This is a genomic window from Pseudomonas sp. ICMP 561 (assembly GCF_002699985.1).
In the GTDB taxonomy this organism is placed as follows: Bacteria; Pseudomonadota; Gammaproteobacteria; order Pseudomonadales; family Pseudomonadaceae; genus Aquipseudomonas; species Aquipseudomonas quasicaspiana.
Genome location: NZ_LKBT01000019.1, coordinates 23,231 through 49,523 on the forward strand (window position 1 = coordinate 23,231; position 26,293 = coordinate 49,523).

15 protein-coding genes and 1 pseudogene are annotated in these 26,293 nt (G+C 55.9%); 11 read left to right on the top strand and 5 right to left on the bottom strand.

Going from position 1 to position 26,293, the window contains the following annotated elements; genetic code table 11:
* Nucleotides 1-8 precede the first annotated feature (8 nt).
* Genes AO242_RS15455 through wecB form a run of 4 tightly spaced genes read right to left on the bottom strand, consistent with a single transcriptional unit; the run spans nucleotide 9 to nucleotide 8,177 of the window.
* The gene (locus tag AO242_RS15455) at nucleotides 9-2,576 is read right to left on the bottom strand and encodes an NfrA family protein (protein WP_099269418.1); all 2,568 of its coding nucleotides are present in this window, start codon (nucleotides 2,574-2,576) and stop codon (nucleotides 9-11) included.
* Nucleotides 2,573-4,687 carry a glycosyl transferase family protein gene (locus AO242_RS15460; protein WP_099269419.1) on the bottom strand — a complete coding sequence of 705 codons (2,115 nt, stop codon included), beginning with the start codon at nucleotides 4,685-4,687 and terminating at the stop codon, nucleotides 2,573-2,575. The genes AO242_RS15455 and AO242_RS15460 overlap by 4 nt, the downstream gene beginning before the upstream one ends.
* A 12-nt stretch (nucleotides 4,688-4,699) precedes the next feature.
* Nucleotides 4,700-6,910: a cellulose biosynthesis cyclic di-GMP-binding regulatory protein BcsB gene (locus AO242_RS15465; protein ID WP_099269420.1), complete on the bottom strand. Its 2,211-nt coding sequence runs from the start codon at nucleotides 6,908-6,910 to the stop codon at nucleotides 4,700-4,702.
* Nucleotides 6,911-6,944: 34 nt separating this feature from the next.
* Nucleotides 6,945-8,177, bottom strand: a complete 1,233-nt coding sequence (wecB, locus tag AO242_RS15470; protein WP_099269437.1) for a non-hydrolyzing UDP-N-acetylglucosamine 2-epimerase — start codon at nucleotides 8,175-8,177, stop codon at nucleotides 6,945-6,947.
* Nucleotides 8,178-9,116: 939 nt separating this feature from the next.
* Here wecB and AO242_RS15475 point away from each other — a divergent pair.
* The 11 genes and pseudogenes from AO242_RS15475 to AO242_RS15515 all read left to right on the top strand — a co-directional run bounded on the left by AO242_RS15475 (nucleotide 9,117) and on the right by AO242_RS15515 (nucleotide 23,342).
* A complete protein-coding gene (locus AO242_RS15475; RefSeq protein ID WP_099269438.1) occupies nucleotides 9,117-10,760 on the top strand; it encodes a ShlB/FhaC/HecB family hemolysin secretion/activation protein in 1,644 nt (547 codons plus the stop codon).
* A gap of 23 nt (nucleotides 10,761-10,783) precedes the next feature.
* Complete coding sequence (locus AO242_RS15480; RefSeq protein WP_099269421.1) at nucleotides 10,784-17,794, top strand: two-partner secretion domain-containing protein; 7,011 nt, start codon at nucleotides 10,784-10,786, stop codon at nucleotides 17,792-17,794.
* A gap of 8 nt (nucleotides 17,795-17,802) precedes the next feature.
* The gene (locus AO242_RS15485; protein WP_257153447.1) at nucleotides 17,803-18,171 is read left to right on the top strand and encodes a hypothetical protein; all 369 of its coding nucleotides are present in this window, start codon (nucleotides 17,803-17,805) and stop codon (nucleotides 18,169-18,171) included.
* A gap of 288 nt (nucleotides 18,172-18,459) precedes the next feature.
* Nucleotides 18,460-18,636, top strand: a pseudogene (locus AO242_RS30200) (deaminase domain-containing protein); the annotation flags it as partial.
* Nucleotides 18,637-18,675: 39 nt separating this feature from the next.
* Nucleotides 18,676-19,137, top strand: coding sequence for an SMI1/KNR4 family protein (locus AO242_RS29740; RefSeq protein ID WP_141562221.1), 462 nt, complete (start codon nucleotides 18,676-18,678; stop codon nucleotides 19,135-19,137).
* Nucleotides 19,138-19,462: 325 nt separating this feature from the next.
* Nucleotides 19,463-20,329 carry a PoNe immunity protein domain-containing protein gene (locus AO242_RS15495; protein ID WP_099269424.1) on the top strand — a complete coding sequence of 289 codons (867 nt, stop codon included), beginning with the start codon at nucleotides 19,463-19,465 and terminating at the stop codon, nucleotides 20,327-20,329.
* A 223-nt stretch (nucleotides 20,330-20,552) separates the two neighbouring features.
* Complete coding sequence (locus tag AO242_RS15500) at nucleotides 20,553-20,957, top strand: hypothetical protein (RefSeq protein WP_099269425.1); 405 nt, start codon at nucleotides 20,553-20,555, stop codon at nucleotides 20,955-20,957.
* A gap of 254 nt (nucleotides 20,958-21,211) precedes the next feature.
* Nucleotides 21,212-21,544, top strand: a complete 333-nt coding sequence (locus AO242_RS15505) for a hypothetical protein (RefSeq protein WP_099269426.1) — start codon at nucleotides 21,212-21,214, stop codon at nucleotides 21,542-21,544.
* A 211-nt stretch (nucleotides 21,545-21,755) separates the two neighbouring features.
* The gene (locus AO242_RS29315) at nucleotides 21,756-22,139 is read left to right on the top strand and encodes a hypothetical protein (protein ID WP_141562222.1); all 384 of its coding nucleotides are present in this window, start codon (nucleotides 21,756-21,758) and stop codon (nucleotides 22,137-22,139) included.
* A 61-nt stretch (nucleotides 22,140-22,200) separates the two neighbouring features.
* Nucleotides 22,201-22,611, top strand: a complete 411-nt coding sequence (locus AO242_RS15510; protein ID WP_176560637.1) for a contact-dependent growth inhibition system immunity protein — start codon at nucleotides 22,201-22,203, stop codon at nucleotides 22,609-22,611.
* Nucleotides 22,612-23,099: 488 nt separating this feature from the next.
* Entirely contained in the window at nucleotides 23,100-23,342 is a 243-nt protein-coding gene (locus AO242_RS15515; protein ID WP_095102120.1) for a DUF6124 family protein, read from the top strand.
* 340 nt (nucleotides 23,343-23,682) lie between these two features.
* Here AO242_RS15515 and AO242_RS15520 read toward each other — a convergent pair whose 3' ends face one another.
* Nucleotides 23,683-26,106 (bottom strand): glucose/quinate/shikimate family membrane-bound PQQ-dependent dehydrogenase, encoded by a 2,424-nt coding sequence (locus tag AO242_RS15520; protein ID WP_099269428.1) that lies wholly within the window; start codon nucleotides 26,104-26,106, stop codon nucleotides 23,683-23,685.
* Nucleotides 26,107-26,293: the final 187 nt, after the last annotated feature.

Here is a 26,293-nt window from a genome sequence, read left to right on the forward strand (position 1 = left end):
ATCAGTCCTCAGTAAGAGTAAGTCAGTCGGGCAAACACGCCTTTGGCGCTATCATCGCCAGACACTTTCACTCGATATTGCAGAGAAAAATCCACGTAAGAGCGTGGCGCGTTGTACGCGTCTTCACGGAACCAGTAGCGCACGTTATTACCCACACCAACGCCCGCGGCATGGCCTGAAGAGTAATCCGCGCGGCCATTGGAGCCGGTTTCGCTGTTCATTTTCGAGTCGTAATCGTAAGCCGCCACGACATGCGGGAAGGTGACCCAGCGCGAGCCCGTGCCACCGATGGCGTAGCTGCGGCCGCCTTGCCATTCGCTGTTGAAGTAGTTGCGCGAATCATTGACGTAGTGCCCGGCCTCGGCGAACAGTTGCGAAGTCCACCAGCTAGGTGTATCGACACGCAGATCGGTACCGATGCTGGAGCCATAGCCCAAGCGCAGCAGCCAGTCGCCGTCGACATTGGACGACCCCAGCGGGAAGGTACGCTCTGCTGCCGCCATGACGTTCAGTGACGAGAACGGTTTGATCCGTACGCCCAATGCGCCCTGGAGCGCGTCCATGCCGGTGTCGGCGTCGCTGTTCTTGGCCCACAGCGTGTCGGTGATCCGCCCGTAAAGCTCAACGAAGCGTGCGTTGCGATAACCCAGCGGACGCCACGACAGTTCAGTACTGTTTTGCAGGCTGTCGTTGCTGCTGCCGCCACTTCCGCCGTTGCCATTGCTGCCGGTGCTCGGCGCAGAACTCAAGCCGCTGCTGGAGCTGTTACCGCGATAACTGGTGGTGCTGATCAGGCCCCAGGTGCGCGATACATCGGCAACTGCGCGACGGGTATCGAACAGCTGCTGCGCAGGCATGTCCAGGGCACCGGCATTCTGTGCATCGATCACCCGCTTGAAGTAGCCCACGGCCTGCTCGTCATCGTTGACGCGCATGGCGTTGTAAGCCGCATCCTGGGTAGCCGTTGGCGGCAGCGGGGCTTCGGCGTCAGCCTTGCGAAAGGATTCATGCGCCGCGTCGTCGTCACCGGCCTGTACCGACAGATATGCAACCTGAAGGTTGCTCATGCCTTCCAGCTCACCGGCATCGCGCGATTGCTGCAAGCGTTCGCGTGCGGTCTTGCGTTGGCCCAATGCAGCGTAAAGGCTGGCTTCTTCGTACGTGGGCAGGCTGCCCAGTGCCAAGGCCTGGGTGAAGTCTTTGCGTGCTCCGGCATCATCTCCGGTTTGTTGGCGCAGACGACCGCGTTGAGCCAGCAGGCGAGCGTCGTCGCCATTGGCGGCGATGCCTTCACTTGCTGCATCGATGGCTTCCGGGAGACGCTTCTGCTCGGTCAGCGCACTGACCAGAAGGCTGCGATAAGCCGGATTTTGCGGTGCACGACGAATCGCTTCCTGGGCGAGGGTCGCAGCTGAAGCAGCGTCCTTGCGCGCCAGTGCGGCATAGGCCTGCACCGCGGTGTCGGTCCCGGCATCGCGCTGGTTACCCGGCCAGATATCACAGATCAGGCCGAAGGCGCTTTCCTGGCAGTTCAACGCGGGGGCAGGGAAGCGAACTGCTGTTTTCAGGCCATTGCTTTTTTGTCGCGCCACGACTTGCGCAGCGGCACGACGACGGGCAACTTCGCCGCCTTCGTCTGGCTTCAGTTGTTGCAGCTGGTCGAGTGCTTGTTGCGGGTTGCCGTTGGCCAGGGCCAGGTCGGCTGCGAAGAAGCGAATCTCGCGTTCTTCGGAATCCAGCAAACCCTCGATGGCCAGGGCCCGATTCAGGTCGGCCTGGGCGGCCTGGGTTTTGCCCTGGCGATCCAGTGCGTAGCTGCGCAGGATCCAGGGTGCAATCTCACCGTCGTCCTGAGCCAGCGCGGCGGTAGCGGCTTTTTCTGCTGCCGGATAGTCCTTGGAGGCGAGGAGGGCGCTGATCAGCAGTTGCTGATTTGCACCGATTTCCGGCGCCCAGCCGACAGCCCTGCGGGCCTGTTCAACTGCCAAAGGCAGGTTGTTCTGTTCCAGCGCACGATAACCGGCGATGGACAGCGGTGCGGCAATCTGACGGCGAATGGCTTCGCGGCGCATCAACAGTGCGTCGTCATCCGGGAACACCCGCAGCGCTTCGGTCGTCGCCTGATCGGCTTCGACCAATTGCTGTTGGCGTTGCAAGGACTCGATCAGCAACAGCCGGTAATCCATGCGCTTTGGGGCCAGGGCAATGGCTTTACGAGCGGACTGCGCGGCGAGGCCGAAGTCGTCGCGGTCGTAGGCTTTAAACGCCTGAGAGGCAACGCTGAAACCCGGAGCGGGCTTCGCCTGCGGATAACGACGAGGGTTATCACGCGCCTCTTTATCGCGCTGCGCCAGTTCGATCAGCCGATTCAAGCGGGTCACGTCTGCGCGCTGACGCAAAGCCTCGCGGGCTTTGGCAATCGCCAGGTCGTAATCCTTGCGCTCGTAGGCGCTGTAGGCTTCGTTCGCCGCTTGATAGGCGGGGCCGGTCAGCGGCAGCGGCAGTGCTTCGGCGTAGCTTAACGCTGGCAGCAGGCTTGCACCGGCGATTACAAGGCTCAGCAGTGAGCGTTTCATAATGCCGGCTCCGGCTGATAATGGCTGTGCTGACGGGCAACCGCCTGTTCGATGGTTGCGCGAGGCAGCACGCCGATATCCACGAGGTAATCACCGATACGACCATGTTGCTGTGGTTTGTAATGCAGCATCGCATCGTTAAACACGTTGCGATCCAGCAGACCCATTTCGATCAGCAGGTCACCCAGCAGTGGTGCGCTGGCATGCGGCAAGGCGCGATCATCCGGTGCATCAAGCTGACGCAACTGATTGATGATTTCGCTTTCCCGAGCGATCAACTGCACAGGCTCGCTGCCCAGTTGCGCGCTGACCTGCTCCAGCCCTTCGGCTGACAATGGGCTGGCCACGGCAATTTGCTGACGGCCCTCAGGGCTCAGGCCAACAGGCACTGCCCGCCAGCGCAAGGCAAATTCGTCGGCCAGCGCAGGCTCTGCACGCTCAGCCTTGCCGGCCACGTCGAACACCCGCGGCAAGTCGTTCTGGAAGGCAATGGCTTCGGCCAGGGTTTCATCGTCCAGCCAGCCGTTATTGAGCAAAATGCGCCCCAACGGCAGTTGGCGAGTCTGTTGTTCGGCCAGTGCGCTTTCCAGATTGGTGTCGTTGATCGCTTGCCATGACAGCAGCACGCTGCCCAGCTTGCGCGGGGCAACCGCTACCAGGTCAGTGGACGGGAAGTCATGCATGGTTTTGTCCCAGACCAGCTTGCGGTTCATCACCTTGCCAACGATAAACATCTTCCAGGCACGGGAAGCGGCCATGAAGTTGACGAAGTTGCCAACGACCATGCGTGGGATAGACAGCAGCGCATGCTGCCAGCCGTACAACACACCGGTGAAGTAGCAGCGGTGAATGACGCGCCAGGCCAATGCAATACCGTTGGCCAGCAACAGGTATTTGATCCAGCCGTTGGCTTCAAACGGGGTAGGGAAGCTCACATCCCACACGCCGCTTTGACGCAGGATGATCAAGACCAGCAGTTGCACCAGAATCAGGTACGCAATGATGCTGACGAAAGCCGTCACAACACCTTTGCGGTCACGGAACAGCAAATAACGGTTGGCCAGCGAACCGGTCCAGCCCATCTGCTCCCAGCCTTGCAGGCCGATACCCAGTGTCCAGCGGGCTTTCTGACGAAATGCGGTGCGGAACGTATCGGGGAAGAATTCCCGTACGCACAACGGCATTTTCAGTGTCGATTCGTAAGGCTTTCTGAACCACGATTTACGCAGCACCCGGTATTCCACCGGGAAACGCACGAAGATCGCGTTCATGCCGACTTTGGACAGGCGAGCGCCTACATCATAGTCCTCGGTCAGGCTGTCGGTGTTGAACGGCATGTTCTGGGTTTCCCCGGCCAGCACCTGCAATGCCCGATGGGAGAAGCAGGTGCCAACACCGGCGGAAGGCACGGTGTCGCTCATGCTTTCGCGCACCACAAGGTCCTTGCCGTGCCATTCGGCAAACTCATCCATGTAAGTGCCCGCAACCCATTCGTACCAGTTGCGTTCCAGCGAAACCACCGGCAGCTGGATCATGTCCTTGCGCGGCAACAGGTAGTTGAACAGACGCAATTCCAGCGGGTGCAGCACGTCTTCACTGTCATGCAGGACCACGCCAGCGAAGGTCATGCCGTGGGTTTTTTCGTGAAGGAAGATCGCCTGAATCACCCAGTTAAGGCAGTCAGCCTTGCAGGTCGGCCCGTCGTGCGGGACTTCTACACGGTGCAACTGCTTGTAACGGCGACGCATGCGTTCGACTTCGTCGATGGTGCGCTGATCGTTGATGTAGGTGCCGACGAAAACCACGTAGTTCTGGTAATCCAGCGTCGACACCATGTTCTCGATCATCGGTGCGATGACGTCGTATTCCAGCCATGCCGGAACCATGATCGCCAGGGGTTGCTCATCCCGGGCGAGCAGTTGGTCGGCGGTCAGGGGCCGGTATTTGCGCCCTGCGGTGAAACTGCGGAATATCCGGCGAGACCAGTACCACAGGTCGATGAACAGATCGTCCAGGCTGGAAATCAGGATCAGCACCGCGATCACGATCGTGGCGACTTCCAGAACGCTGTAGTAGTGGGCCAGCCAGTAAGGCCAATAAAGCGACGTCATCTCAGGTTCCCGTTATTGACGATTGCGACGGGCGCTACGGCCAGCCAGCAACAACACGAGGAACAACAGAATGCCACCCGGAATCAGCCACAGCAGGGAAGGCGTGCGCCATGCATCCAGACCTTTAGGCTCGTCGTCATCAATCATGCGGCTGCCGTTCGGGTCTTTGCTGTCCAGTGTGGTCAACACACCGTTGTTGCCCAGCACGCTGGTATCGCCGCGGGTCAACAGGATTGGTTTGGCGAATTGCGGAGCATCGCTGCCCAGAGCCTGATAGATCAGACCACGCTGACTGCCGGACTCAACCACTTGCAGCGAGGCAAGGTTGTTCAGCTGGGTGACATCCAGCAAGACTTTATCTTTGTCGTTGATGCGCAGGCGGCCCTGGTCATCGACTTGCAGCGCTTGCTTGCTGTCGGCGACTGGCAGTGCGAAAGCCAGGAAGGATTTTTCCGGCTTGACCGCGGTTTTCGGGTCAGCGCTGACTTTCAATTGCGCGCGCAGTGGCGAAACACCGGTGGCGCTGGCGACTGAAATCACTTGCGGCAAGCTGCTGGCCGGGTGATCAAGCCAGGTTTGCGGGACCAATACCTGAGTATCAACCGCGAAGCGTGCAGCCATGCCTGCGAAGTCATCACTTGGCGTGGTTTTTTCGAGGACGATGTGGCTGGTCGGGCGTACCGAAACCGGGAACGCCTGTGGCGTTTCCAGGCAACGATCACTGACCGGCTGACGCTGGAAGGATACACGCAGGACGTTGGTCGAACCCAATGCGTAACGCGGGATGCGCGCTTCGATGCGTTGCTTCTCGCCCGTGGTATCAAGCTGCTGCGCGCCGATCAGGTAATCATTGAGGAACACCGAAGCGACCGGAGCCGTGTCCGATGCGCCAGGTGCGGCAGCGATATCAATCACCGCTTTGACCGGCAGACGCCCGTCATAAGCCACGGCGCCCAACGGGAACGAGGCGCTCCAGTCAGCCTTGGCCAACACGTCGATAGTGCCCGGCTGGCCGCCCAGTCGCGACAGCGCTACACGGCCATCGGTGTCCAGCGGAGCCTGAGCTTCGCTGATGGACAACTGGCGGGTGCGGGCCAGTTTGTTCCAGGCCGAGCTGAACATGGTCAGCGCTTTGGTCGTAGCGTCCGGTGCAATCATCAGCATCGGGCGGCTGCCCAGCAATGCCAGACGCACGTTTTCCTTACCGGTTTTCTGGCCGGCGTTGATGTGACGCTCACGCCATTGGTTAAACGCGTCTACCGCAGTCGCGTCGCGACCTTGAATCTGCGCTTGCAAGGCATCCAGCGAATCGTTGATTGCTTTCAGCAACTGCGGATCATTGATTGCCAGGTCAGCCTGTACGTTTGGCGTCTGGCCCAGTACCAACAAGGCACCGATCTGTGCCGGGTCGCTCAGGGTTTGCGTGCCTTTGCCATTAAGGCTGGCGAAGGCCGGGATGTTCAGCAGCTCGGCCGGGATACGCAAAGCGCTCAGGTCGACGCTGTCCTGCAAAGCAGGGAAGGGCAGGATCCGCGCGTGTTTGCCGATGCGCTCCAGAGCCACACCGAGACGCCATGCGGCGTCGTAGCTTTCAGCAGACAGGCTGCCCGGAGCAACCATGATGCCTGGCTTGCCAGGGAGTGCATTCCACGCCGCGCCGATGTCCTGCAGATCATTGGCATCGTAGCTGTAGGTCAGACGGGTCGCCGGATCGATGCGCAACACATTGCCGATCACGCGTTCATCTTCGCACAGTACGCGGGAAACGATCGACGACCAGGCGACGCCCAATCGCACCGAACCGCTGTCGCGGGCTGCCTTGTCAACGCCCAGGGTAGTGCTGGCATTGCCTTGCGGCTCGGTCAGGCCTTCGGCGCGTACCGGGAAACCGTCCAGCGACAGCAACATGGTGTTGCGTCCGCCTTCGCCGTTCAGGTAGCTGGCGTCGAATTGCAGGGTTGCGTCAGTCAGCGGTACACCGGCCGGAACCGGAAGATACAGCTCGCGGCGCGAGTCAGTGGAGCCGAGGATGATCGGCGCATCGATACCCAGATCGCTGAGACGGATCTCGCGCTGCTGTTGGGTATCAGTGTTCAGCCGGTTGATTGCCTGAGTGAGCGGGCTGTCCGCGGCCAGGGCGAAATTCGGCATGAGCGCGAGCAGGCTCACGCCACAGGCTAGGGCGCTGAGCGCGCCCGATTGGGTGGCAACGGAAGACTTCATTCAGGCAGATCTCGGGCTGTTAAGGGGCGAATGTTTATTGAAATGTGGAAACTGGCCGGGTGAATTCCGGGTTCGGAATCATCAGGGGCAGTTCAATGTCTCGCGGCGATTTGCCCACCACGAACTCATGCATGGGTCTGCCCAGCAGAACGTCGACAATCCGAGAGCTGGCCTTGCCATCACCATACGGGTTGGCCGCCTGGGAGGCGCGACGCCACAGCAGGTCATCGTCGTACAGGGCCGCAACGCCACTGATGATGGATTCTGGCGAAGTACCTACCAGTCGAACGGTGCCAGCCGCGACAGCTTCAGGGCGTTCGGTGACGTCACGCATCACCAGCACTGGCTTGCCGAGGGAAGGGGCTTCTTCCTGCACGCCGCCCGAGTCGGTGAGGATCACGTGGGCACGCTGCATCAGGCGCACAAAGGCCAGATAGTCCAGTGGTTCGATCAGATGTACGTTATCCAGACCGCCCAGATGCTCGTTGACCGGGCCTTGAACGTTAGGGTTCAAGTGCACGGGGTACACGATCTGGATGTCTTTACGGCTGGCCAACTGACGCAGCGCCTTGCAGATATCAAGGAAGCCGTCGCCAAAGTTCTCACGGCGGTGGCCTGTGACCAGCAACACCTTGCGGCCTGGCTTGATGAACGCAAACTGGCTATCAAGACTGTCACGCAGTGCGTGGTCCTGATCAATACGGCTGGCCGTCATTTGCAGCGCGTCAATAACCGTGTTGCCAGTGACAAACGAGCGACCTTGCAGACGCTCACTCAACAAGTTGGTGCGGGACTCGAAGGTCGGCGCAAACAACAGGTCGGCACCCAGGTCGATGCAGCGACGGTTCATCTCTTCCGGCCACGGCGAACGAATATCACCGGTGCGCAGGCCAGCTTCAACATGGCCTACCGGAATACGACGGTGGAACGCTGCCATCGCGGCAACCATGGCCGAGGTGGTGTCGCCATGCACCAGAACGCGGTCCGGCTGGAGCATTTCCAGTATCGGATCAATCGCGCCATAAAGAGCAGACGTCAGCGTATTGAGAGTCTGATTGGGCCTCATCACGTCGAGACTGAAATCAGGCGTGAGGTCGAACAGATCCATCACCTGCTTCAGCATGCTTTGATGCTGGCCGGTGACGCAGATCTGGGAGTGGACGCCAGATTCCGCCGCCAGTGCTTTAACCAGCGGAGCCATTTTTATGGCTTCGGGACGCGTGCCGAAGATCGATAGGACCTTAATCCTTGATTCACTGCGAGCGATGATGCCCTCCTCGCGCAATTTTCTTGCGCCGCACAAGTAGACAGCTCAAAGCCTGATGGCATTTTGAGCAAACTACCGAATAGTTTTTAGGCCGGGGTTAAATCGGAAGGAAGCTGATTATTCACTTCGTGTGAGATGGCGCATTGCCTTGCTCCCCGGAACTGGGCCGATTATTAGCAGCATTCGCGGTGGGCGCAAAGTTATAAATGATGTTTTTAAGAATAATTTCAGAGGGCGAAACTTTTACATTTGTAACGAGTCTTTAACAGGTTTTGTGCGGTGTTGTTGCGAGGAGGGTAAGGGCGTCTTACTTTTGTTAACTGTTTGTTTTTACTGGTTTTTATTATTTCAATCAGCCATTCGTCAATTGCGATTGAATCTTTTCAGTGGTGCGGTGTCGGCCTGAATTCGTGTATGAATTCCAAGTCGTTTGGCTGACGCCTGTATATTGTCGTTAGTGGAGAGTGTCCGACAATATCGAAAGAACCACAAGTAAAGTTTAATAATGGTTTGAACGGCTCTGATAAATGCCGGTCGGCCCACGCTCATAATGAGGTGGTCACTCAAACGAGGGTAATGACAGGACGGCTTGCATAGCAAACGAATGTTCTCCGAGTGGCGAAACTTTCAGTTGGAAATGTGGTGCGAGTCGCATCACTGCCTATCGCTGTTCATGAGTTTCAGACTCACCCAAGGGTACTGGACCGTGGGTTGATCACTCTTTTTTCAGCTCCAAATACCGTCGTAACCCGCGAGATAGAGCCTGTATCGCTGCTGATACAAACCCGACATACGGGCATGCGTGAATATTGACGTCAAGATGATGGCTATCTAATATCGCCGCCTTTTTGCGATATCACTGCGCCACCACAAGGATGTCCCGTGTACCTTACTGCTCACCGAATTGCAGCGCTATTGGCGCTCGCTGTCCTGCCTTTCATGGCGTATGGCGCCCCCACGCCGGGTGAGCAAGACGTTATTCGTGACCGTCAGGACCGCCTGCTCGAAGAACAGCGCCGCCGCCTTGAAGAGCTCAAGGATTTGCCTGGCAGCCAGAAGGCACCATCCGCCCCCGCGGCTCCGGTCGATACACGCTGCTTCCCGATTAAAACCATCCAGCTCAAAGGAGCTGATTCGTTATCAATTCGCGAGCGTGACGCGCTGCTTGAGCCTTTCGTTGGGCAATGTCTGGGCGTTGCTCAGCTCAATGGCGTGCTCAAGGCCATCACGGATCATTACCTCGCCAAAGGGCTGGTAACCACCCGCGCTTACTTGCCGCAGCAGGATTTGTCCCAAGGCACGCTTGAAGTGCTGGTCGTGGAAGGCAAGCTGGAAAGCCTCAAGGGCGAAGCGGGCAGTGGCCTCTCGGAGCGGGAACTGGCGATGGCCTTTCCAGGGCGGGAAGGGCAAGAGCTGAACCTGCGCGAGATTGAGCAGTTGCTCGACCAACTCAACCGCTTGCCGTCCAATCAGGCGCAGATGGAGTTGGCTCCCGGCAATGCGGTGGGCGGCAGCACTGTGTTGGTGAAAAACACCCCGCAAAAGCCATGGCGCGCGTCCTTGGCGCGGCACAACGACGGCCAGAAAAGCACCGGCGAACAGCAGTGGGGCGTAGGGCTGGATTGGGACAGCCCGCTGGGGCTGGCTGATCAGTTGAACCTGAGGGGTGGGCATGACGCGGTCAGCGACCATAAGCGCACTTATCAAAGCAACATGCTCAATTACAACCTGCCGTGGGGCTGGTGGAACTTCAGTTACTCCTACAGCGACAGCGAATACCGCACCCTTGGCCAAGGCGCTGGCTTCGACTTCAAATACACCGGCGAAAGCCAGACCCACCAGTTGCGCGCCGAGCGCGTGATCCATCGTGATGCCAAGAGCAAGACGGCCTTGAGTGCAGGCCTCAGCCACTTGCGTACCCGCAACTTCATCGAAGACAGCGAACTGGCCAACGGCAGTCAACGCATCACTGAAGCACAGTTCGGTGTCAGTCACGGTCGTGTGGTGGGCAGCGCATTCGCCAACCTTGAGCTGGGCATGCAGCAGGGCGTTGGTGCCTTGGATGCCATGGGCGAGGGGCGCCGCGCCAATAACGAACCCACTGCTCGCTACCGTAAATACACCGCCACCCTCAGCTACCTGCATCCGTTCCAGATCGGTGAAGAGCGCTTCACTTTCAGCAGCCTCGCCACCGGTCAGCGCAGCGAAGACATGCTCTACAACAGCCAGCGTTTCAGCGTCAGCGGTCAGTCAGCCGTACGTGGCTACAAGGAGCAGTTTCTTTCCGGTGACAGCGGTGGCTACTGGCGCAACGACTTGCGCTGGACTCGGCCCGTCACCCTCGACTGGTTGCAACCGGTGCTGCAGCAATACGGCGTCGGGGTCGGCTATGACCAGGGCGTCATTCGCCGTGATGACAACAGCGGCGGGCAGAACGGTCGGGTGTCCAGCAACTCTCTGGAACTGTTCGCCCGCGGCAAACACGTGTCCGCCAGCGTGACGTTCGCTCACTCACTGGAGCGACCTGTGGCCCTGAGTGAGCGTGAAGCTCCGATCTATTTCCGCCTCGAACTTCTTCTCTGATCCCGCGCCAAGGAACCCTCTACATGGACGTTAAACAGCTGGCCTTCCTGGCGCGTCAACCTTCGGCCGCGCTGAATTCGCGTGAAAGCTTCTGGGGCATGCCCAAACGCGGCATTGCGCTGATCCTCGCCAACGCGATGTTCTGGCAGCCGCTGATGGTCCAGGCCGAGGGCATCGCTGTCAGTGGCGGCGGGACCAGTCTGACCACCGCAGGCAACGGTGTTCAGGTCATCAACATCGCCAAGCCCAATGGCACGGGGCTGTCCCATAACACGTTCGATCAGTACAACGTCGGCAGCCAGGGCGTCATCCTCAACAACGCCACGTCCCAGACCCTGAGCACCCAGCTGGGCGGCATCATCATCGGCAACAGCAACCTGCAGGGCACTGCCGCCACCACCATTCTCAACGAAGTCACCGGCAACAACCGCACTCAGCTCAAGGGCTATACGGAAGTGGCGGGGCAAGCCGCGCGGGTCATCATCGCCAACCCATATGGCATCACCTGCAACGGCTGCGGTTTCATCAATACCCCGCAGGCAACTCTAACCACCGGCAAGCCGGTTCTGGATCAAGGTCGTCTGGATCACTTCCAGGTCGATGGTGGCGATATCAGCCTTGAAGGCGCTGGTCTCAACGCCAGCAACATCGAACAGTTCGACCTGATTACCCGTTCGGCAACACTCAACGCCAAGCTCTACGCGAAGAAACTCAACGTCGTCACCGGGCGTAACAAGGTTGACGCGAAGACTCTGGATGCAACAGCCCTGGCCGACGACGGCAGCGTCAAACCTGAATTGGCCATCGACAGCAGTGCGCTGGGCGGTATGTACGCGGGTTCGATCAAGCTGGTGGGCACTGAGCAAGGCGTGGGTGTGAGGCTCAACGGCGAGCTTGCCGCCAGTGCTGGTGATATTCAGCTTGATGCCAATGGCAACCTGCGAATGGCTCAGGCTTCAGCCAACGGCGTCGTCAAGGTCAAGGCTGACAGCCTGGATATGCAGGGGGTGGTGTCCGGCAATAGCGTCGATCTGCAAACCACGCAGGCGCTCAACGTCCAGCAAAACATCGTGGCGCGGGATAAGGTCACCCTCACCAGTGGTGGGCAACTGACCAACAACGCGGTCATCGAGTCCGGGGTGGATGCTGACAATAGTCGCAACACCACAGGCGATATCAGCCTGACCGCAAAAGACCTGCGTAACGTCGGCAGTGTGGTCGCCAGCCGGGACTTGAAAGTCAAAACCACCCAAGACCTCAATAACGACGCCGGAACACTGGCCAGTAACGCCGCACTTGAACTGGAAGTTGACGGCCTGCTGTCCAACCAGAACGACGGTCTGATCTACAGCCGCAACGCCAACACGAAAATAAAGGCAGGCTCACTCGACAACAGCAAGGGCACGCTGCTCGCCGCACAAGGTCTGGATGTCAACGTCACTGGCGATATCGCCAATCGCAACGGGCGAGTCATTGCCCGGGACGGTGTACTCAGTGTCAAGGCCGCCAACCTGAATAACGCCGGTCAGCTCACAGGCAAATCCGTTGATCTTGCTGTGACCAATGCGCTGAACAATCGCGATGGCTCCATTGAAAGTGACACCACGCTGACCGTCAGTGCTGCCAGCGTCGATAACCAGAACGGCACTTTACGTGCGGTGGGCACCAGTGGCCTGACGCGCTTTAGTATCGGCGGCGCTTTCGATAACAGCGACGGTACCGTAGAGACTGCGAACAACGCGCTCGAATTGTCTGTTGGCAGCCTGATCAACACCGGTGGCAGCGTGCTACACATCGGCCGTGGCGATTTTGGCCTATCAACCCGCACCGTCATGCGCGCCGGCGGCAGCCTTGTCACACACGGCGATCTGACCCTTAACGCCGACAGCTGGATCAACAGCAGCGTGATCCAGGCCGGGCGGCTGATCGTCAATGTCGACCACTTCAACCAGACCGCCGACGGCCAACTACTGGCCTCCACCGAGCTACAAGGCAGCGGAGTCGACTGGACCAACAACGGTTTGATTGCCAGTGACGGCGATCTCATGATTGACCTCAGCGGTGAATACGCCGGAGCCGGGCAAGCCACTAGCCAGGGTGATCTGTGGCTCGATGCGGGCAGCCTGAAGCTGGCCGAGGCGGGGCGAATCACCGGCGGCGGTACAACGGACGTCTACGTCAGTGGCGCGCTCAATAACGCCGGGCGCATCAGCGCCAGTCAGGACCTGCTGATCAATGCAGGATCTCTCGAAAACCGAGGCACTCTCAGCGCTGCTGAATACGTCACGATCAACACCGGAGAACTGCTGAACGAAGGCGGTTTGATCTTCAGCGGCGCGGACATGGAACTGCGCGGCACCAAGGTCACCAACCGTTTTGGTGATATCTACAGCATGGGTGATCTGACCATCGCCAAAAACGCCGCAGGCGACCGTGCGCAGGTCATCGAAAACATTTCCGGCACACTCGAAAGCGCCGGTGACATGAGCCTTTCCGCTGACGCCGTCACTAACCGCAAGGATGTCCTGACCCTCGCCAATAAGCGAGTCAATGCCTACATCACCCACAGCTGTGCGCACTGCTCGGATGAGTGGAACGTCTGGTACTACGTCAACGAAATCTACGAGCGCACCGTTACAGAGGATTCAGCGTCCGCGTTCATGACCATTGGCGGCAACCTTACCGTTACTGGTACCAGCTTCCTCAACCAGTACAGCTCGGTATCGGCGGTCAAAGACATCGACATCACCGTCGATGATTTCAAGAACGAAGGCACCACGTTAGCGACCATCACCTACCGCGCTCACTACCGAAACCCCGCTGACCAGGAGCCGGGCAGCATCTATCTTGGGCTGATTGATCCGGGTGGTGCGGTCAACGAATTCAACAAGTACAGCGCCAAATACGTGCCGTTGTACCGACGTGCTGATGGCAGTTATTTCTACCAGCAGGAGAGCGGCTTAAGTACCACGCTCAACCCTGATTACGACCCTACCAAAAACATGCCGGTGCCCACCGCCGTGACCCGGTATGGCGTGTTTTCCGCAACCCAGGTGACCACACCGGGCAAAAGCATCGATGCCGTGATTCAGTCCGGTGGCGACACCACCATCGTCGCTGACGACGAGTTCAACAACAGCATCCAGAAAGTCAGCGCCCCCATCGTCACCAGCGACAGCCAGGTCGATGCCTCCGGCACACTGCAGGCCACCACACCTTTTATTGCCCAGCTCAACACCCAGCTTCCGGCAGACCTGGCTCAACAGCAGGTCGACCCGCTCACGTTGCCGGGCTTTGTGATCCCCGACAGCGACAATGGCTTGTTCCGGCTCAGCAGTGGGCCCACTAGCCAGAACATTCCCGATGCCAACGGCCAGGTCACCCCGCACAAATACCTGATCGAAACCAACTCAGCACTCACCGACCTCAAGCAATTCATGAGCTCGGATTACCTGCTGGATAAGCTGGGTTATGACCCCGCACTCAGCGCCAAACGCCTGGGTGACGGCCTCTACGAACAGCGTCTGATCCAGCAAGCCATCGTCGCCCGCACCGGTCAGCGTTTCATCGACGGCCAGACCTCGGACGAAGCGCAGTTCAAATACCTGATGAACAACGCTGCTGCCAGCAAAGATGCGCTGAATCTGTCCGTGGGCGTGACCCTGACAGCAGAGCAAGTCGCGGCCCTGACCGATGACATCGTCTGGATGGAAGAGCGTGAAGTACAGGGCGAAAAAGTGTTGGTGCCTGTGCTCTATCTGGCTCAGGCCGACAACCGTCTGGCCCCGACCGGCGCGCTGATTGCGGGCAACAATGTTTCGCTGACTTCCGGTGCCAATCTGGAAAACGCCGGAACGCTGCGTGCCAGTAACAACCTGTCCGCCCTGTCGGGCAAAGACTTGATCAACAGCGGCCTGATGCAGGCGAACGCCCGCCTGGACGCCTTGGCTACAAACAACATCGCCAACCAGGCGGGCGGCATCATCAAGGGCAACGACGTATCGATCACCTCGCTTTTTGGCAGCGTGCTCAACGAACGTACCGTCACCACCTATGCGGGCAGCAACACCAGTGGCAAAGGCAACTGGAACTGGTCCCAGGACTTCGTCGACAACGCCGCCCGCATCGAAGCGGGCAACACGCTGGGTATCAATGCCGCAGGTGATTTCACCAGCGTCGGCAGCGTGCTCAGCAGCGGCGCAGACATGAAGATCGACGCAGGCGGCAGCGTCAACATCCTCTCGACCCAACAAAACAACCGCATCGCCGACGGCGAGTCCCACGACGACTCCACGATCCGTCAGCACGCCTCGCAAGTCATTGCAGGCGGGGCTCTAACCGTAAACGCCGACAACGACATCACCGCCGTCGCCAGCCAGATCGAAGCCAAAACCGACGTCACCCTGACCGCTGGCAAGAACCTGACCCTGGCCTCAGCCGCTGACGAAGATCACACGTACACCAAAGGTTCGAGCATCACCCGGCAGGAAGATCATGTTCGCCAGGTTGCAGCGACCGTGAAGGCGGGTGGGGATGTGAAGCTGAGTGCGACTGAAGACTTGACGATGATTGCCAGCCGGATTGCGGCGGGTGACGAAGCCAGTCTGATCGCAGGTAAAGACCTCAACATCCTCGCCGCGCAAAACAGCGACTACACGCTGTTCGACATGAAAAAAGAGGGCGGTTTCGGCAGCAAGGAAACCCAGCGTGATGAAGTCACGCAAATCACCCATGTCGGCAGCGAGATCACCACGGGTGGCAACCTGACCCTCAAGAGTACTGGGGACCAGCTGTATCAGGCGGCCAAGCTCGACAGTGGAAAAGACCTGACGATTGATAGTGGTGGGGCGATCACGTTTGAGGGTGTGAAGGATCTGCATCAGGAGAGTCACGAGAAGAGCAAGAACAGCCTTGCGTGGACCTCGATGTCAGGCAAGGGCAACACCGACGAGACCTTGCGCCAGACCCAGATGATTGCCAAGGGAGAACTGGCGATCAGGGCTGTTGATGGCTTGAAAATCGACATCAAGGAAGTCAACAAACAAACGGTCAGCCAAACCATTGATGCGATGGTCAAGGCCGATCCTCAGTTGGCGTGGCTGAAGGAAGCCGAGAATCGTGGGGATGTGGATTGGCAACTGATCAAAGAGACACACGACGCCTATAAGTACAGCCACTCGAGCCTGGGCCAGGGCGCGATGTTGGCGATCATTATCATTGTGACCATCGTCACTGCGGGAACTGGCACTGCTGCGACAGTTGGGGTCGCTGCCAGTGACGCTATGGTGGCAGCAGGGTTTGCAGGCGCTGCAACTGCTGCAAGTGCCGCGGCTGTTGCGAGTTTTTCTGCCGCAGTTGCACAAGCTGCCGTCAGCGTAGTGAACAATAAAGGTGACTTGGGCGCGGCGTTTAAGGATGTTACGTCTGCGGACGCGATGAAAGGCTACCTGATCAGCGGGCTCGCGGCTGGTTTCGCAGCCGGGGTACTCGACAAGTCATTTGGCGTTAAAACTGCGGATTTATCTAAGGCTACCCACGGTTTCGAACTTGGAACCATGGATGGTTTTACCAAATTTGCAGGCTATACCGCTGCTCAGGGAGGCTTTAACGCGGTTGCAAATACCGCAATCAATGGCGGGAGTCTCAAGGATAACCTGGCTCAAGTCGCAATCAGCTCTGCAGCCGATGTATTGACGGCAGGTATCTACAACAAACTTGGGTCCCAGCTGGTGTTCTCCGGACTTACAGCGAAAGTAGGTGCGCATGCTCTGGTTGGCGGGTTGATTGCAGAGTTGGCGGGAGGGGATTTCCGGACCGGAGCATTGGCCGCAGGGGCAAACGAGGCATTTGTTGCTTCGGTAGGCGACAAGATATTTGCCGAAAACTCTCGCGACCAACTGCTGGCGATGACCTCTCAACTGATTGGGCTAACGGTCGCTGCGGCTGCGGGAGGGTCTGATAAGGATCAGGCTGTTGCGTCGTGGGTTGCTTCACAGGCAACGAAGTTCAACAGTCTTGATCACCCGACGGCCGAGAGACTACTTGATCAGTTGAAAGCGTGCAGCGCTAACCGCTGTAGCGCAGATGAGCAGCGCAACCTGATTGCAAAGTTCGAGAAAATCTCGGCCGACCGTTCAGCCTTGCTGGCGGCTTGTCCTACTGCTGAATGTAGGGAAAATATTCGAGCCAATACGATAGCGATGGATGATCCCGTCGCCCAAGAGTTGGTGGCTTGGTATCGGGAGCGTGTTTCGTACGACATGGTCGGTCTGCTGACTGGAGACCCGAGCAAGATTGCCATGCCAGCGCAAGGGTATGATCCTTGGGGGGCAAAATATGTAACAGATGACCAAATAATACTGGCATTGAATATTCAGCAGAATACGCTGACCCCTGCTCAGCAGGCTTACCTGGACTCGTGGAATAAAGAAACGGGCTGGATGGACCGGGCCGTAGGGCGAGTATTGACGGTTGCTGAAAAAGCAGAAATGCTTGTATCGCTTGGCAACGCTATGCTGACGGAGGGCTGGGGGAAAGCCTCGAGTGGTAATAGCGCTTCTGGAAATGGAGTTGTTCAAGGTGGAACCGGTGCTGGTCCAAAAGTAACAGTAGGTCCTGCAAAAGTTGAACAAGCGCCAAGCTTTTCAAATCAATTTCCAGATCACGCAATAGGTGCACCAACACTTATCTCGGATACGAAATTGACGCAGGGAGCGGGCAAGTATAATTATGTTGTTCTTGAGGGCGGTGAGCTCTTGGTTGGTCGTAGGAGTAAGGATGTTGGTGGTGGTCATATCGATCTCGCAAACGGTAAGCCGGTCATAGCAGCAGGAGAGGTGAAGATTTTGAATGGGAAGGTTAAATATATTGATAATACGTCTGGGCACTATGAGCCGTCTGGTCCCGCTGCTCAGGCTGCGGCCGAAAAAGCTTTTTCCCAGAAAGGCCTTGATGTAAACGGGACGTACATAGAAAAAATCTGGTTGCCAAATCCGAGTAAACCTAGCTCGGGTGCTTGGGTGCCCAAAAAATGAGTGACGTCATGGAACAGTTTGACGAACTTTGCGACGCGGCAATGGCTGCTTTCGGCGAGGAGCTAGGAACGTCGTATGAGTCGTCTTTGTTGAGGGTGTTAGAGTTTGTTAAGAGTAATTTGGAGTTTAGGAAAGAATTCATACCCAAATTTGAAGCTATATTAATGTCGAACAACTCCCCCTTCGAGGTCGTGGCATTTTGTATGCGCGAGCTTCAGTGGCCGGAAATAAAAGACTTTGTAATTTTGGAGATGGACCTCTCGCAAGATCCTAGAAGCGAAGTTTTGCGAGATGTCCTCACGGCATATGATGAGTTTTGGCCCGATGCAGACTTGTATAAATATTATGATGATGATGAGGATGATGGTCCTAAGTGATTTACGAGGGGCGCGCCAACCAGAGAAAACGAGGAAAAACGGGGTCAGACCACGATTGTTTTATTCAATCTTTAATAGTTTTGTTTTTTAAATGATTAGGTTGTACTTAATCGTGGTCTGACCCCAGTTTCTCCTGAGCGGGCGGTGCCAGTACGTTCGGAGCTGAATATTGGTAGCGGTAGGAATATTGCTGTTGCTGAATATTCAATTGATGGTCGAGGCGCTGAGCTTGTGGGAGTAAGCGGGCTAGCGAAGCGTCCTGGAACGGTCGATGTCCCTGAAAAGCAGGTGTTCGAAACAATACAAACTGGTAACAATCCAAGGACAATGGACTCAGAGTATAAAACATTGTCTCATTTGGCAGATAAACTAACCCCATCGTCGCGAGGAGTCGTGAATATTTACTCAGAACTCCCAGTCCGCGTTTCATGCAGTGGACTTATAAGTCAGTTTCAACAGAGGTTCCCCCGGTGTGATTGTCAAAGTAGAAACAGGAAGGCCGAGATGAAAAGCGTTCGTGATATTTTTCATGAGTTAGTCCTGAAAGGAGTGATTTTAGAGTCTGCTCTTGTTGGTTGCACTAACGCAGATATTGCAGCAGCCGAGCAATATTTTGGTTGTACACTTCCGTTGGCATATCGTGACTTCTTGATGGTTGCGGGGCGTTCAGCGGGTGAGGTTTTTTGTGGCGTAGATATATTTTTTCCAAGATTACTTAGCCTGAGGCTTGAAGCAGAAGAGTTGCTTGATGAATTAAGCTTAGCTGGTTTGCTGCCCACAGATGCTAAGGTGTTCTGCATGCATCAAGGATATGAAATTAATTATTTTCTAGCGTTCTCTGAAGATCCACCAGTATTTCAGTTTTTTGAGGGTCAGAGTTCGATGACTAAAGCTTGGGATAGCTTTTCAAGTTTCTTAATTACATCAGTGGAAAACCATCTTTTACAATGGCCGGACTTGAATTGACACGGTTCGGGGTCAGATCACGAATGTTTTATTCGTTCTTTAATAGTTCGGTATTTCTGGAGTGATTGGTTTTTGCTTAATCGTGGTCTGACCCCGGTTTCTGAAAGCTGGACACTGGGATCCGGGCGGCTTGAGAAGGCAGTGGGGTTAGACTCTGCTCGAGACATCGCAAGCGCGATTAAGACTGGACGCACCGAGATCTGGGTTGTAAGGACGGGGCAAATGGGTCGACTGAAATCCAAGTGCTTGATTCTTTAGGTAAGCCCAAGGCCATTGATACGTCGAAGATACTTTCCACCAATACAAATCTTGCTGGAGCAGAACCATGATCCGAGATTCCATAGCTGACGTTAATTACTGGCGTGAGCGGGTTGCTAAGGATGTGCTCTGGATAGAGAAATCGGGAGAACTATTGTCTCGACCTTCACAGAATCCTGTTTACGACCCCCAGTTTTCGTTTGATCTATCAAAAGATATCTTACGTCTAATGCTTAGACGATACTCCCAAGGCGATCCGATATCTGAAATAGTTTTATCTTTCTCAGAGTTATTGGATGCTTGGGAATTGTCGAATGACTTGGCCAAGCAAGTGTGTGCTGAGCACAATCTGCAAACTTGTCGTGATTGGGTGTTTGATGTTTCTAATCTCAACCATTATATCTGGTGTTTTTGGTTGGTCGGGTTGGCGCTCGCATTAGGTATTCCCGACGAGCAGTGGAACCGATTGTTGATGCTCATAGCTCAAGAAGGCAAAGACACTTTGTTGGATCGCATAATTGCTAGTCGCCAAACTTCACGCATTATTGGTGATGTTCTTTTGCATGCCAAACCTTATGCTCGACTGCTGAAAGCCATTGATGCGTCCGAAGATCAGCAGGCATTTCTGCTGCATGATTTTGTTGATGCTTGGTATCCGGAGCTCTACCGACGCGGCAAACAGCAGCCTTGGTGGTACCACTACGGTGATCCTGAAAAAAATCCGCTTGAGATGGGCAGCTATTTCGGTCGTTGGTGCATTGAGGCGATCGCTGCCGTCGAAGCTTTCAAGCTGGATGACAGCCGATGTGTTGGGCATCCGCACTATCCCGGCGACCTACTTTGTCCTGAGGTGGCTGGCACTCACGGACCGCAGAAGGAAGGCAAAAAAATCCGAAGTCTGCGGGAGGCCTTTGGACGTCGGTTCACGAGGTAGTAGAGTTGTGTGACGGAAAAACGGGGTCCGGAAAAACGGGGTCAGACCCCGATTGGTTTTAATAATTTGGTTGTTTTTAAGTTGGTAGGTTTTACTTAATCGTGGCCTGACCCCAATTTCCATTGGCTGTCCAAAAAAGTAGACGTATAGCTTTTATTTTTTAATCGTGGTCTGACATCAATTTCCCCCGTTTTCTAGGGTTTAAATGCTGTGAGGATAAAATGTGAGTGATGCTAATGTTATTGATTGTTGCTCTGTTTTGTTGGCTGATCTTGGGTTTGGAAATGAAACTCTAGAATCGCTCATTATGAAGTGGCGCTTTCTTGTTGGGCAGTGCCGTGAAGGATATGAGTGGGACTATTCAGAGTATAAAAATGAAATTAGAGCTAGGTGTCTGATAAATGAATTACAGAATTATCCTGGTATTTATGGCTCGATTGAACTGAAGGGTTTTTTTAACGATGTGGCTTTGCTGGATGAAGAGTTCAAGAGTTTGTTGCAGCCGGGTGTGGATGTGAATGAGGGGGGCAGTTGGTGGGAGAGGGGCGTTTTGTCGCGTGCTGGAGATGAGTACCGCTGTTACATGGCCAATGCCCACCGAGTCTCGGTTGAGCGTATTAAGGATTAAAAAAATCGGGTCAGGACACGATTTATTATTAACAATATGATAGTTGGGTTTATAGAGTAATTAGGATATGCTTAATCGTGGTCTGGCCCCAATTTTTTTAGAAGGGTTTATATTAGTACCTGAGGTTGAACTCATGATGACTAAAAGCTATTCGTGAAGCTCTTAGTTTTTCAGCGAAGCAGCCTTAGAGTTATTATCTGCTTGGTCGTGGTCTGATCCCAATTATTTGCTACAGCTCCAATGAGGGTGTTCTAATGTCGCTGACAAATGAAGAAGAATTTGCACTGCAGATGCTTTTCTCCGGGCAGGACAAAATAAGTGTCGCGGTTCGAGTTCAACTTAAGAGTTGTGCGGTCAAAGCGCGTAAGCATACGGGTGTTGGTTTCTTTACTAGCATTGCTCTGGCGGTGACGTTGCCTGTAACTGTTCAACGTCACTGGGATTGTAATTTTGAGCATCGAGAGCTAAGTCATGGCGGATCATTTATGTGCTGGATTGAGAATTCAAGCTTTCTAGAGTTAGAGGCTGTAGCTTATAATGGCGAGTGGCCGAAAAAATTCAATTCTTCAGATTTTAAGCTTGCCTAGTTGGCGGTAAGGAATAAGTGGGGTCTGAAACGAAATGGTTTTCAAACGATTAGGTTGCGCCAAACCCAGATGGTTGGCTAGGGCGTAAGCTTGTTCTGTGTACTTAATGATGGTTTGTCCCCAACTCTTGAAAAATCTACATCAACGACGCTTTCCTTCAGCTCCCCAAGTACAAGGGAGGCATTGATGAACTTTCTGAAAGGTATAGGGAATGAAAATCAGAAGAACTGTTGAGATAAGGATGCGAGATCTAGAGAGCTCCGGGCGAGGGTCTTTCTATGAGGGGGCGAAAGTGGGACAGGTATTGTTCTCAACTCCATTAGAACAGGGTCGGCTGTACTTTTATATAGATGGTTTTGGTCTCAGTGATAATGCGTTTATTGATAGGGTGTCTTTTGATGAAGTATTAAATGTCAGAAGTCATCTGAATGTGCAGCTTTTTTCAAGTGCTAGCCAATCAGGGTGTTTGGTTTTTTATCTTCCTTTGGATATTGAGTGTGGCGCTAGAGATTTGTCGCTGTCTCTACCCTTTTTGAGTTACTCTCGTGTTATGAATATTTTAGTAGGGCTGAAGGATGACTGGGTAAATAGATAACGCTTGGTTGGTGGGAGTCAATTAATCAGTCGTATTGAGTCAGCATAAATGGGGCAGGCATATGACGTTTAGAGCGCTGGAGAAGAGATATTCGGTTGTGTGGTCTCCGGGATCCAGTATTTCATCTTTGAGTGAATGGTATATGGATGTTCGCGACACCCCACTACCTCAGTTGGAGTTGGGGTCTATATGTCGTGCGCTTCGGCAGAATTTATTTGTTGAGGAGCTGATACCTTTCGCTGAGTCCTTTCTTGAGCAAGATGTTCTGGCGGGAGAACGGTATGATGGTGAGTTAATTGCTGCTCTTGCTGGGCTCTATTCGAATTCTTGGGCGGCTAATTTATGCAGGCCATATAAGATAATCCAGGTGTTACGTGAAGTTTCTTTTTTAAGTACCGATGCGGGTGTACAGCGTGAAGCTTCATTTTTGATCGATTCAATTGAAAGTTTGAATAGTAAATCGCTGATATAGACACTTGAAGTCCGCCCCAGTTTGTAAGTAACCATGTTTCGCATGGTCATTAGATTTTTCGATGGAGGAAAAAACGGGCCAGGCCACTATTGTTTTGCTTCATCACGGTCCGCTCCCAATTCTTTGCAATTTGAGCGCTGTATTGAGAGCTTTACGTAGGTGCCTACACGCTAGAACTTCTTTATCTGTAGGACTCTTCCGAAAATTCCCTATATCCTCTCGTGCTTGTTGCTCCGCTTTCAGCTACGGAATAGTCTCCGCCCGTCGCTCTACCAGCGACCGGTTTTGACAGACCGTACCAATCGAGGCGCAACAATTGCCAACCAGCTCGCTGATCACTTGTCAGCAGGCTGTCCCATGGCGGCTGTACGAGGGGCACATTCGTGTGCGCCGGGTTCCTTGATTCCTGGTCTGTCAACCCGCGTACAGCTGCCACCTTTCTGATTGACAGCAGTGGGTGGTGGCGTAATCAATCAGGGATATTCCACATGATCAAATCCGCACCAAATTTCAGCCTCTTCACGGTAAAACCAGATGTCAGCGTTAATGACGCTCTGGTGCTCGCTTGCGAATACTTAACCTGCGCCGCAGCTACGGCTTACGAATCTGCAGATAACCATACGCCGGAGTTTCGGGCGTTGGCACGCTCGGTTGTGCATCAGCTGGAGGCGGCGCGTGCGCTGGTTGAGGCGTCGGTGATGGGGTTGGAGGGGCAGCGCAAGGCGATTTAGTTAGTTATCGGTAGGCCCGTTGAACCATAGCGCCTGTATTGAGGGCAAGCCTCGCACAGGTTGGTAGCACCTCAAGCTCATCCAGGACCGGTGGGAGCGACCGGGGTGGCGCTCCACTTCATTCGGGAAGATAGTATTTTAGTCGGTACAAAGGCGGCGGATGCACCGGCCTCTTCGCGAATGAATTCGCTCCCACAGGAGGGGGGGCGGGCCAATATAGAGTCTCTTACAGGAGCATCTCAATATTGGCGGCAGGTCGTGGGATAGGCTTTAACCGGAAAAAAGCCAATAAAAAACCCGCTGTCACTATTAGGTGGCAGCGGGTTTTTATTGTTATCGATTACTTGCTGTCAGGCAGCGCGTAAGCGATTACGTAGTCACCGCGATCCGGGGACTGACGGCCACCACCGGCGGTGATAACCACGTATTGCTTGCCGGTTTTCGGCGAAACAAAGGTCATCGGGCCGCCTTGGCTACCGACTGGCAGACGGGCTTTCCAGGCTTCTTCGCCGTTGGCGGAGTTGAAGGCGCGCAGGTAGTAGTCCTGCGTACCGGCGATGAAGATCAAGCCACCTTGGGTCGACAGGGTGCCACCCAGTGTCGGCATGCCGATTGGCAGCGGCAGGTGCATTTTGATGCCCAATGGGCCGGTGTCTTCAACGGTGCCGACCGGGACTTGCCAGGCGACTTTCTGGGTCTTCATGTCAATCGCGGTCAGGGTGCCGAACGGCGGGGCCTGGCACGGAATACCGGCAATCGACAGGAAGCGGTTTTTGTTCACGGCATAAGGCGTGCCTTTGAGCGGCACTGCGCCCATGCCGGTGTTCAGCGCTTCGCCACCGGAAGAAGCCTTGGCGTCTTTCTGCTGCGGCACCATCTGGACCCACAGGCCCAGACGCATGTCGTTGACGAAGATGAAGCCGTGGACCGGGTCAGTCGAGAGGCTGCCCCAGTTCATGCCACCCAGGGAGCCCGGGAAACTCAGCGACTTGTCGGTGCCCGGCGCGGTGTACAGGCCTTCGTAGCGCATTTGCTTGAACGAGATACGGCACAGCATCTGATCAAACGGCGTCGCGCCCCACATGTCCGATTCGGTCATGCGCTTGGTGCCGATCTGCGGCATGCCGCTCGACAGGGGTTGAGTCAGCGAGTACGGCTCGTTGGGGATGTTGCCAGCATTGACCGCTACATCTTCAACTTTGGTCAATGGCTTGCCGGTAGCGCGATCGAGCACAAAGATCTGACCGGCCTTGGTGCCGATCACCACGGCCGGCACTTTGCTGCCGTCGGCCTTGGTGAAGTCGATCAGGCTAGGCTGCATCGGCAGGTCGAAGTCCCACAGGTCATTGTGGACGGTCTGGTAGACCCACTTCTCTTCGCCGGTAGTCGCGTTCAGCGCCAGAATCGAAGCGCCGTATTTGTGGTCCAGCTCGGTACGTTCAACACCGTAGATGTCGGTGGACGAGCTGCCCATGGGCAGGAAGATGGTGTTCATCGCCGGGTCATAAGACATCGGCGCCCAGCTGTTTGGCGTACTGCGCACATACGTGGCGTCGCCCGCTGGTGCATTTTTGTCTTCCGGGTTGCCCGGGTCGAATGCCCAGCGCATCGCGCCGGTGATCACGTCAAAACCACGTATCACGCCGCCTGGCATGTCTGCCTGAACGTTGTCAGCCACACGACCGCCCACGACTACCGTGGAACCGGCCATCAGCGGTGCGGACGACAGTTGATAGTAGGAGTCCGGCACGTTACCCAGGCCAGCCTTCAGATCAACCTGACCATTGGTGCCGAAGCCCTGGCAGAACTCGCCAGTGTCAGCATCCACGGCAATCAGGCGCGCGTCGATGGTGTTGGTCAGCAGGCGACGCTGGCAGTTGGCACCCGCGGGTACCGAGACAGCAGTGGCGGGTGTGCTGCCGTCAACCGGCTGAGCCAGTGCGGCCGTCGAATCGAAATACGCCAGGCCACGGCAGCGCTGCCAGACCTTACTCTGGGCGTTGATTTCGTTCTTCCACAGCTGTTTGCCGGTGTCGGCATCCAGTGCGATGACGTTGTTGTGCGGGGTGCAGATGAACACCTTGTCGCCCACTTGCAGCGGGGTCATCTGGTCTTCGGCACCGTTGCCGTCGCTGATCGCCACGTCGCCGGTCTGGTAAGTCCAGGCGGGCACCAGGCTGCCGACGTTGCTGCGGTTGATCTGGTCCAGCGCCGCGAAACGGCTGCCGCCTTCATCGTTACCGTAATGGGCCCAGTCTTTCTGCGCTTTGGCAGGGTCGACTTTGGTCAGGCCCGGGCCTTCACCGGTCGGGGAGACCGACGCGTGCGGGATGAACATGCCCCATACGCCGCCAACGATGGCCAGTGCCAGCACGGCGCTCAGCGCGTAACCGCCGCGACCGCTCACAAGGCCATTGGCTTTGCGCAGTGTCGGATAGACCAGCGTAACCACGAGGCTCAATACGCCCAGTGCGAACAGGCGGGAGATTTGCGGCCAGAAGTTCAGACCGGCGTCAGCCAGGGCCCAGATGATGGACAGCACCATGACGACCGCGAACAGCCAGGCACCTGTCAGGCGCTGTTTGAAGAGCAGTACTGCCGAGACGAGCATACCGAGACCGGCAAGCAGGAAGTACCAACTGCCGCCAACCGTGACGAGAAAGCCGCCCAGTCCTGTGAACAGTAATCCAAATACCAGCACGCCGAGAGCCGCGACCCAGATGGGCCAGCGGCTGACGGATGCCGTAGGTTGAGACTTAGTCATGGTGCATGATCCTGATAACGCGTGAGCGTTTGTGTGAAAGGTTAAGCGTAGTGGAGGAAGCGGCCGGTGAAGCTGCTTCCGGGCAGTGGTCGCGAGCGAACTTTTCAGGCTCGACGCAGACGACACGGCTCAGTTCGATGGAACTCCGCAAACAATTAACTAACTGGTTACTTTTGCAACGATATCA